We start from the raw sequence: 8,577 nt of genomic DNA, 5'->3' as shown, positions 1-8,577 counted from the left end.
GGTCCTGGTGGGCGGCGGCACGCCGTTCTTCACAGCCCTGGACAACTGGGTGAACCTGAGCCTGGTGGAGACCCGGACGTTTCCCGACGGCGTGGTCCTGACCAGGTACGAGACCAAGCGCTGAGTGCCCGACGGCGGATCGGCGCGGGCTTCGGGCGCCCAAGGATCTCGTGGCGCTGTGTTCCGAGGCGATCGTGACGTCCCTGCCGGATCACAGGCCGTGTATGTAAGGGATCCCCTAACGAACAGCCATTAAGAGGCCCTGCTATCCCTTTCGGCCGTATCTCGGCCGATCCCCCGGTAAGTGTTCACGCGTCCGAGTTCCGCAGCGTGCCGTGTCAGTGCCCGGGCGCATCATGACCGCGAAACTAGTGCTGTGACCGCGAAGGTTCACCGGGTCCGGGCGGTCAGGGTGAGCTCCGAGTTGGGATGGCCTGGTCGGTGGTGTAGCAGACTGTCGTGCCCCCGGCTCTGCGACGATTGCTGTCAAGCCCCGGGTTTGGTGGACGGTGGGTTAGTTGGTTTTCAGGGCGAGTTCTGGGGTGGGTGTTGCCGCGTGGAGGGACTCGTATTCGAAGGGCGGGGTGTGGCCGAGTTCGCCGTGGAGCCTTCGCCGGTTGAACCAGTCGATGTACTCGGCGACGGCGATCTCGACATCGTTGATGCCGCTCCAGGGACCCTTGTTGCGGATCAGTTCGGCCTTGAACAGGCTGTTGAATGCCTCGGCGAGGGCGTTGTCGTACGAGTCGCCGCGTGAGCCGACCGAGGCCACGGCGGCAGCCTCGTCCAGGCGTTCGGTGTAGCGGATGGCGCGGTATTGCACGCCGCGGTCGGAGTGATGGATCAGCCCGGACAGGTCGGCGCCGTCGCGTCGGCGGCGCCACAAGGCCATGTCGAGTGCGTCGAGGGCGAGTTCGGTGTAGAGGCTGGTGGCGACCTGCCAGCCGACCACCATGCGGGAGTACACGTCGATGACGAACGCGGCGTACACCCAGCCGGAGAAGGTACTGATGTAGGTGATGTCCGCAACCCACAACTGGTTCGGTGTCTGCGCGGTGAACTAGCGTTTCACCAGGTCGGCGGGTCTGGCGGTCTCCGGTGCAGGACGGGTCGTGCGCGGGCTCTTGGCCCTGCTGACGCCGCGCAGGCCCGCAGCGCGCATCAACCGCTCAACGGTGCAGCGGGCCACCTTCCGGCCGGCCCTGCGCAGGGCGGCGTGCACCTTGCGTGCGCCGTAGACCCCGTAGTTCGCGGCGTGGATCACGCGTATCTCGTCGGTGAGCTGCGCATCGCGCAGGCTGCGGGCGGAGGGCGGTCGGCTGGTGGCGGCGTAGTAGGTGCTCGGCGCGATCTCGGCGTCCGTACCCGTCAGGACGTCGCAGATCGGCTGGACCCCGAACTCCTCTTTGTGCTGGTCGATGTAGGCGACCTTCAGCGCAGTGGGCGGTCCAGCTCCGCCGCGAAGAAACTTGCCGCGGACTTCAGGATCGCGTTCGCTCGCCTCAGTTCCTTCACCTCGCGTTCCAGCTCCGCGAGCCGGGCCGCGTCCGTGCTCGTCGTGCCGGCCACGATGCCTTCGTCGGTCTCGGCCCGCTTGACCCAGGTCCGCAGGGCCTCGGGGTGCACGTCGAGCCGGTCGGCGATGCGCTTGACCGCGCCAGTCCGCGCGGCGGGGTCTTTACGGGCCTCGACCGCCATCCGCGTCGCACGCTCACGGAGTTCGTCGGAGTACTTACGGGGAGCAGCCATGATCGGCATCCTTCCGGGTCTTCGATGTCTCCATCAAACCCGGGGCGGTTCAGACATCGCGGCACGCACCGGTCTGTACGAGCGCGACGGGGTGGCGGTGTGCTGGTTCGGCTTCCGGCCGCGCCCATGGGTGGGCACCGTGCCCACGCTCCTGGTCCAGGCTCCCGAGGAACGCGGGCAGGAGTGGAGGGTGGCCGCCGGCCTGGCTCGCTTATCCACGCGGCCGGTGAGCTGGTCGCCAGTTGATGCACCGCTGAGCGACGCGGTGTCGTGGATGCTGACGGGCCGGATCGTGCCGCACAAGCCCCTCTCCAGCGCCCGGCGGGTCACCGAGGAAGGCGGCTGGGGCGAGTGGGCACAGGGCTGGACCAGGTCCTGGAACGACGTGTGGCGTCTGTGGTGGACGGCCCCCGTCTACGCGGCCCTGGCCGCCGAGTGCGCCCGAGAAGAAGCAGAGGCCAGGCGCCGACGGCGAGCGGAAGAAGAGGCTGAGGCACGGCGGTGGGCGATCGAGGAGAAGGAGAAGGCCAGGAAGAAGGCGGCCAAGGACCGCGCGTATGCCGCATTCTGGAGCCGCACGGGCCTGGACCAGCGGCAGTGGAAGTACTTCCGGGCCATCGCCGAGTTGTTCTTCGACCGGAGCCTGGTGTTCGGCGCTCCGGATTCCCGGTACGGCGACGGCAGACCGGTCTACGAACGCAGCGGCCCTGACGGCAAGCAGTGGACCCTGGTGGGAGTTGCCTGCCCGGACCCGCGCCGACTGAGGGCCTGGGCAGAAGAACTGGCCCTGCTGGTCCCCTCCCACAGGGAACTGGACACCCTCGCAGGCCGGGCCTGGGCGCCGTTCCAGGTCTATGTCCTCAACCCGGACACCGGCGAGATGGACCAGGAGCGCGTGCTACCGGCAACCGCCACCCCGTAGCCCGACGCCCCTTCGGAGCGCAACCGCCGCTGCGCCGTCGCCGTCATGGTGCACCTGGAACGCTGCAGGAGCGTGATCCGGTACGCCGGACAGAACCCGGAGATCGCCGCGAGGATGGCAGGGCGGTCACGGACCGTACAGGCGCACGATCTGACGGCACTGTTCCTCAACCCCCGTACTCGGGGGCGTGGTCGGGACCGGGGGCGACGGCCACTACGGTCGTGGCGTCAGGGTTGCCGGGACCCCACCACCAGTCGGTGTTGTGGGCGCTCACGGCGGTGGGCAACCCGGTTCCGCGGCCCAGTTCGTTGATGGCGCCGGCCTCGCCGTAGTCCGCCGCGAAGATCACCGCGTTCGCGCGCTGCTCGGGCGGGAGCCCGGTCCATACCTGCCGCACGGTGCCCACCAGCTGGGGCCAGCCCAGGGATTCCCCCGAATTCGAGTTGGGTGCAGATCTTTTGAGGGTGTATGGCACGAGCGTGACCTGCGGGTTCGTGATCCAGCACGGCTACGCCATGTCAGTTACGCCCGGCCGTACGGCGCCGACGCGGACCAACGGATGCCGTGAGAGACAGACGAGCAGGTCGGCCGCGATGGGCTCCGTGGGACGATGGACTCGACCCGTACAAAACCGCAGGTGAGCCAGACCCTCAAAAGATCTACACCCATTCGAGTTGATGCCGTACGTCCACGCCACATCGGAGGGCGGCAGTACCGGCAGCACGATCACGGCGAGCAGCGCAGTCGAGACGGCCGTTCCGACCATCAAGCCGCGCAGCTGGTCCGGTCGGGAGTGCAGCCACCCGTCGAGTCCCACGGCCCCGGCCGCCAGTAGGCACACGTACAGGCCGCCCAGGTAGTACACCTGCGCTCCGGTCGTCACGGCGAACAGCACGAACAGCACGGCGTACGCGGTCACAAAGCACCGCCACAGCGGCCGACCGGACCGCCACAGGAACCGCAGGCCCGCTACCCACAGCACCGTCATCGCCAGACAGGCCATGCCGAACTGCCCCACGATCCAGGTGAGGATGTTCCCCGGGCCTCCGTTCTTCCCGTTCAGCGCCCGCGTCATCTCGAACATCGCCCAGCCGTGCCGCGACTGCCACCACGGGTCAGGCAGCACGAACAGCACGGCTATCGCGGCGCCCGCGAGCAGTCGGCGGTCAACCGCGGTCCGGCGGGCCGGCCCCAGCAGCACGGCGGCCAGCAGGACGATCCCGAAAATAGCCGCGAGGTGGTTGAATTCCGCGCCGATGCCGACCAGCGCTCCCGTAGCGAGCCACCACCGCGTGTCGCCGGTGCGACCGATCCGTACGACCACGAGCGCGATCGCCGCCCACGCCAGCACTTCGTACGACGTGGTGTTGGCGACGTGCGCGCCGCCCAGGAGCACGGGCATGGTGGCGGTCGCGACCGCCGCGAGCAATTGGGCCCGCCGCGCGCCGCCGAACTCCCGCGCGGTCATCCCGCCCACGACCACCGTGCCCGCGGCGGCCAGCGCGGGCCACAGCCGCAGGCCCACCTCCGAGACTCCGAACAGCGACAGCGAGACCCGGGCCAGCAGAGGCGCCAGTGCCGGCTGGTCCACATAGCTCGCCTGGAGGTGCCGAGCGCAGTCCAGGAAGTACAGCTCGTCGATGTGGAAGCCGTAGCGCGGCGACAGCGCCATCAGCACGGCTAAGACCACCACGGCGACGGCGAACACTCGCCGGTCCAGCGGTGCGATCCCCCCCGCCGACCTCCCCGTCCGCACGCCGCCCCACGTCCGTCGCGTCCGTCATCCCCGCTACCCCCGGTCCTCGGCCCCTCGGTCGCGTCGTCCGCGCGGCCGGGTGCGGCCCGGCGCGCACGCTCCCGGGCCGCTCGTACCCTACGTACCTGTTTCTGAACTCAGAAGCCGCAGGTCAGCCAGCCAGTATCCGAAACGCGAAGTTCGTCGAAGCGTTCGCCGAACGGTCACCGTGACTGTTCGGCGAACGGAACGACTGGGGCGAGTGGGACGTGGGGCCTTGTCTGTGCCCTGTTCTCCCGAAGCTGCCGCGAAGTGACAAGTAGCTCTCTGTAGCGGATCAGGGGTGGGCTTGATCCGCGCGCCTGGCAATGCGCGGTGCGGCCCTGAGGCACGACGAGAACCCGCCCGGGCGACAGGACCGGGCGGAGGCGGTCACGCGCGGCCGGACTCCGGCCCTTCGGCCGTGTCCGGCCGCGCGGTGTCTCCTCGTATCACCGTGTACCGCACCGCGTCCCGCCACTGCCCGTCACGGGGTGCGCCCCGCGCTGGTCCGGCGCCAGGCGATGATCCCGAGCGCGCCGCCGCTGAACATGCCGGCACCTCAGAAGATCTGAATAGATGTGATGTTCGGTGGCTGGTTGGGGTAGGTCACGATGTTCCAGCGACTGATCCTGATGGGAGTGCCGTTGGCGTCGTTCATCTGGATGTCGTTGTTCCCAGTGGAGATCTTGTCCACCCAGGCGCCAGCTCCGAGTCCCATGGTTCCCGCGTTGGCGGCGCAGTATTCGAAGGGCCCGGAAGGGCCGACAATGAGCGGACGACTGTAATGGCCCCATATGTGCAACAAGTCGCCAGTAGTGCAAGGTGTCTGATTCATGGCGAGCGCGGTATTCGCCGGAGTTGCAAGGTTGAGGCCTGCGGTCAGTAACGCTACAGCGAACAGGCGCTGGGCGGTTTTCCTGATGGTGGGCACGATGTGATATCTCCTTGAGGGTTGGGGCCACGCTGCGTGAGCCAGGGTTGCTTCCGAACGATGAGGCAACTGCCCGGTCGGGCTTGGCAGTCGGCCCTTTTGCGTTTCAATCCTGGCGCAGCGCTGTGTCGGCCAGGAACGGCGCGCGGGGTTTGTTGCCTGCCCGTTACACGGACTCCTGTGCCCGCGCGTTCTGCACCGCTGCGGACGTGGGAGCCGGGGGCGCGCTGCGGGGATCGGGAGTGTCCGCTGACTTCGGCTGGTCAGGGTGACGCTGGTTCGTCGAGGTCGGGCCGGTGCCGGCTATGAAGCTCTCGAGGGTGCCGAGCCGGTACTGAAGGCGCTTGAGCTGATTGCGTAGGCCCTGTTCTCCCGAACCTGCCTTGAACGTTTTCAAGGTGGTGGCCACCAACTCCGCCCAGAACCCACCTTGGAATCAGGCTACCGAAGCGGCCGACTCCAGGGTTCAGAAACAGGTACTACGCACCCAGTCGACGCGCGGTGAAGCGCCCCCGGCCGGCGCTTCCGGGCGGCCCTCGGATCGGCTCGTGGCGGCCTGAGCTGCCCTGCCGGGTGGTGGGGAGCAGCGCTGCACCGGCAGTTGCATGGCGGAGACGGCGGCACCTGTTTGTTGCCTGACGGACCGCCAGCATGACGTCGCAGTAAATAACGGATTTACTGCGACGGAGTCCTGGCCGTGATCGTCGCGACCTGCGGCGGACCGTTCCGGCTTCCAGGGCGAGATGTACGCATTTACTGCGGCGTCACTGTGCTGACCACGCGTAAAGCCGTATCAAGATCTACTCATTGCCCCTTGACGCGTATCTCGGCTGAACCCCATGAGCGACTTCGAGCAGTGGATGACCGCCGTCGCGGCGACGCCCGGGCCCGGTGAGGAACGCCTCGACCAGCTGCGCGAGGGCGACGGGATCGACGGCCTGGACGAGAACGAACAGGCGGCGTGGCTGCTGCGGTTCATCGTCGGCTACGCCCGCGAGCCCCTGGGCTGGCAGGCCCACGTCCTCGTCGGACGCGTCGCTCCCGAGTGCGCCGGCCCCGCCACCGGTGTCGGCCGCTTCAACGAGACGGTCATCGCCGTCATGGACCAGGCGCAGGCCCTCGCCGATACCACCCGCAGGCCGGTGAAGGTGATCCACGGCGTGGACGGCAAGCCGGACCGCTTCCTGCTCACCCTGGCGAAGTTCGCGCCGGGCCTGCGCGGCATCGACTCGTTCGTGTGGGCGACTCTCCCCGAGCCCCTTCCGGCCCCGGCAAACCCCTGATCAGACCTGTTGGGTCCAACAGACCTAACCGGCTTCTGCCTGGCCGCCTTCCTCGTCTTGCGCCTCTGCCGGGCGGACGGGGCCGACCAGTGTTTCGGTTTCTTTCAGGAGCCGGTCCGCGAGGCTGAAGTCGCCCAGCTCGATCGCGAGGGCGGCGCGCACGAACGCGGCGAGCTGGATGCTGCCGGTGCGCACCTTGAAGGACCGCAGCACCCCACCCACGTACGCGGCGTGATGCCGGCACCCGGCGTGTAGGCAGTGGCCCTCGGCAGCCAGGGCGAGCCGCTTGAAGGCGGCGTTCTTCTCCTCGGTGAGCTGAGCGGCGCAGCCCAGGTGGTCCAGCGTGATCCGGAGGTGGGCGAAGGTCTTGGCAGGCTTCCTGATGGTCAGCCGCCCGCCGCCGGGCGTGACGTAGCGGCCCGGGATCACCGGGGCGTACGGGTGGATCAGCGGCAGCTTCACCACCGACGCGTGCAGCGGGGGCAGCCCGTCGTACGCCGTGTACGGGCCGGCGGCGCCGCGGTCCTCGGTGGTCATCAGGTAATCGTCTCCCTCGCGTGGTCGACGGCGAGCTCGTGCTCCTGGTCCTCGTCGTCGTGGTGGTCGTCGGCGGGCCAGACGCCGAACGGGCCGGGCAGGCCGGGGCCGGTGGCGCCGAGCTGGGCGGCACCGCCCTTGAGCCGGTGGTGGGCGCGGATCACGGGCGTGGTTCTCCTGGGCCTGCCGGGGAGAGCGTGCCGGGCACGTTCCGCAGCAGCGCGGCGGTCATCGCCAGGAGCGTCTCGGCCTCGGCCCGGTCGTACCGGAAGTCCTTGGTGACGGCGTCGTTGTGCAGGGCGCCGCTCGTCTATGCGATATCCCGCGGGTTCGTCCTGGCTGTCCTCTCCCGTTGCCGCAGGTCAGCCCGGCAGACGGGAGCGAGGGACCCGCATAGATCATGACGGACCTTCGGGGTTCCTGAAGAATCATCATGACTCCTCCACGGACGCACGGGCCGAGGGCAACGAGGTGCCTGGTCAGGCCCCATGTCGAGGAGTCGAGGGGCATGGCGAACTCGCGGGATGTCGCACCTTACTACGGGGACCCCGTTCAGTCCTGCGTGGGAGCGGCGGCATGGTGGACGTGAAAGGTGAGTCCGGCAATCCGACCCGATTGGATGACAGGACCATGCTGGACTCCGCCACTGATGTCGTTGTGCACGGTGCTCGGTTGCGGATCTGGGTTGTTCGCGATCCGCTGCAAGGAGGTGAGCAGGTCGCGCAGGTCGTCGCCAGTGGCAGAGCCTGCCTGCAGACGGCGTTGCAGGCAGGCGTGCCACTGTTCCGTGATGTCACGGGTGGTTTGCGTGTCCTCTGCCGCCTCGGCGGCAAGCAGCTGGGTCCGGGCGGTGTCCAGGTCGGTGATCGCGGTGCCGCCTGCGCCGCTGCGCGAGAAGAATCGCCCGACGAGGTCACGGGCGTGTGTCCAGGAGTCGGTGACCATGAGCGAGACCAGGGTGGTCGCTCCGGATGCGGCGAGGGCGGCCAGCTCACTGTCCATTGTTCCTCTCCTCAAAAAAGTCAGATTGCGGGCGTCTCATTGGTCGTGTCGTCTGCGGAAGCCGGCGGCTCACCGTCATCCGGTGTGAAAATCGCTGGCTGGTCGAACCTGCGCAGTAGGTCCTCGGCTGTCTCGTGCTGGTCCTGTGTCCTGATGACGCCGGCGATCTGTTTGGCCAGCATCGTCCGTCGAACGTCTCCGTCCGTGAACCCCATGCTGTTGAGGAAGGTCTCGAAGTGGTCTGCGGCCGTCGGCTGTGGTTCGAAGGGAGCGGGTTGCCCCTGCAGGAGATCCGGGCCAGGGCGCTCGCCGTGCGGGGGGGCGTCGATTAATTAATGGGGCGTGTCGCGTCATCCTGGCGTTGATGTTGCGTGCA

Annotated in this window: 9 protein-coding genes and 2 pseudogenes; 3 read left to right on the top strand and 8 right to left on the bottom strand. The window is 68.2% G+C overall.

The window, feature by feature from the left end; all coding sequences use genetic code 11:
• Positions 1–124 (top strand): annotated as a pseudogene (locus ACFP2V_RS33750) (dihydrofolate reductase family protein); the annotation flags it as partial.
• Between the two features lie 390 nt (positions 125–514).
• Here the strand turns inward: ACFP2V_RS33750 and ACFP2V_RS33745 are convergent.
• Positions 515–1,749: pseudogene (locus ACFP2V_RS33745) on the bottom strand (IS3 family transposase).
• Between ACFP2V_RS33745 and ACFP2V_RS33740 the strand changes: the two are divergent.
• Positions 1,748–2,671, top strand: a complete 924-nt coding sequence (locus ACFP2V_RS33740; protein WP_381219086.1) for a hypothetical protein — start codon at positions 1,748–1,750, stop codon at positions 2,669–2,671. The pseudogene ACFP2V_RS33745 and the gene ACFP2V_RS33740 overlap by 2 nt on opposite strands.
• Before the next feature lie 166 nt (positions 2,672–2,837).
• Here ACFP2V_RS33740 and ACFP2V_RS33735 read toward each other — a convergent pair whose 3' ends face one another.
• The 3 genes from ACFP2V_RS33735 to ACFP2V_RS33725 form a co-directional block, all read right to left on the bottom strand.
• A complete protein-coding gene (locus ACFP2V_RS33735; RefSeq protein ID WP_381219085.1) occupies positions 2,838–3,068 on the bottom strand; it encodes a hypothetical protein in 231 nt (76 codons plus the stop codon).
• Positions 3,069–3,179: 111 nt separating this feature from the next.
• A complete protein-coding gene (locus tag ACFP2V_RS33730; RefSeq protein ID WP_381219084.1) occupies positions 3,180–4,379 on the bottom strand; it encodes an ArnT family glycosyltransferase in 1,200 nt (399 codons plus the stop codon).
• A 628-nt stretch (positions 4,380–5,007) separates the two neighbouring features.
• Positions 5,008–5,379 (bottom strand): beta/gamma crystallin domain-containing protein, encoded by a 372-nt coding sequence (locus ACFP2V_RS33725; protein ID WP_381219083.1) that lies wholly within the window; start codon positions 5,377–5,379, stop codon positions 5,008–5,010.
• An 839-nt stretch (positions 5,380–6,218) separates the two neighbouring features.
• Here ACFP2V_RS33725 and ACFP2V_RS33720 point away from each other — a divergent pair.
• Positions 6,219–6,662 carry a hypothetical protein gene (locus tag ACFP2V_RS33720; RefSeq protein WP_381219082.1) on the top strand — a complete coding sequence of 148 codons (444 nt, stop codon included), beginning with the start codon at positions 6,219–6,221 and terminating at the stop codon, positions 6,660–6,662.
• 24 nt (positions 6,663–6,686) lie between these two features.
• On the opposite strand, the gene ACFP2V_RS33715 is transcribed toward ACFP2V_RS33720, so the two are convergent.
• The 4 genes from ACFP2V_RS33715 to ACFP2V_RS33700 form a co-directional block, all read right to left on the bottom strand.
• The gene (locus ACFP2V_RS33715; protein ID WP_381219081.1) at positions 6,687–7,199 is read right to left on the bottom strand and encodes a DUF6420 family protein; all 513 of its coding nucleotides are present in this window, start codon (positions 7,197–7,199) and stop codon (positions 6,687–6,689) included.
• Entirely contained in the window at positions 7,199–7,363 is a 165-nt protein-coding gene (locus ACFP2V_RS33710) for a hypothetical protein (protein ID WP_381219080.1), read from the bottom strand. The genes ACFP2V_RS33715 and ACFP2V_RS33710 overlap by 1 nt, the downstream gene beginning before the upstream one ends.
• Before the next feature lie 388 nt (positions 7,364–7,751).
• A complete protein-coding gene (locus ACFP2V_RS33705) occupies positions 7,752–8,201 on the bottom strand; it encodes a hypothetical protein (RefSeq protein ID WP_381219079.1) in 450 nt (149 codons plus the stop codon).
• A 20-nt stretch (positions 8,202–8,221) separates the two neighbouring features.
• Entirely contained in the window at positions 8,222–8,416 is a 195-nt protein-coding gene (locus ACFP2V_RS33700) for a hypothetical protein (RefSeq protein WP_381219078.1), read from the bottom strand.
• Positions 8,417–8,577: the final 161 nt, after the last annotated feature.

It is taken from the genome of Streptomyces incanus, assembly GCF_042656345.1.
Classification (GTDB): Bacteria; Actinomycetota; Actinomycetes; order Streptomycetales; family Streptomycetaceae; genus Streptomyces; species Streptomyces incanus.
Note: the sequence above shows the minus strand (reverse complement) of the source record. Positions and strands in the feature narration are given on the sequence as shown.

What these genes read in the sequence shown, in the direction of transcription:
- ACFP2V_RS33740 (WP_381219086.1), top strand. Translation starts at nt 1,748, where the DNA reads ATGATCGGCATCCTTCCGGGTCTTCGATGTCTCCATCAAACCCGGGGC.
- ACFP2V_RS33720 (WP_381219082.1), top strand. Translation starts at nt 6,219, where the DNA reads ATGAGCGACTTCGAGCAGTGGATGACCGCCGTCGCGGCGACGCCCGGG.
- ACFP2V_RS33715 (WP_381219081.1), bottom strand. Translation starts at nt 7,199, where the DNA reads ATGACCACCGAGGACCGCGGCGCCGCCGGCCCGTACACGGCGTACGAC.
- ACFP2V_RS33705 (WP_381219079.1), bottom strand. Translation starts at nt 8,201, where the DNA reads ATGGACAGTGAGCTGGCCGCCCTCGCCGCATCCGGAGCGACCACCCTG.
- ACFP2V_RS33700 (WP_381219078.1), bottom strand. Translation starts at nt 8,416, where the DNA reads ATGGGGTTCACGGACGGAGACGTTCGACGGACGATGCTGGCCAAACAG.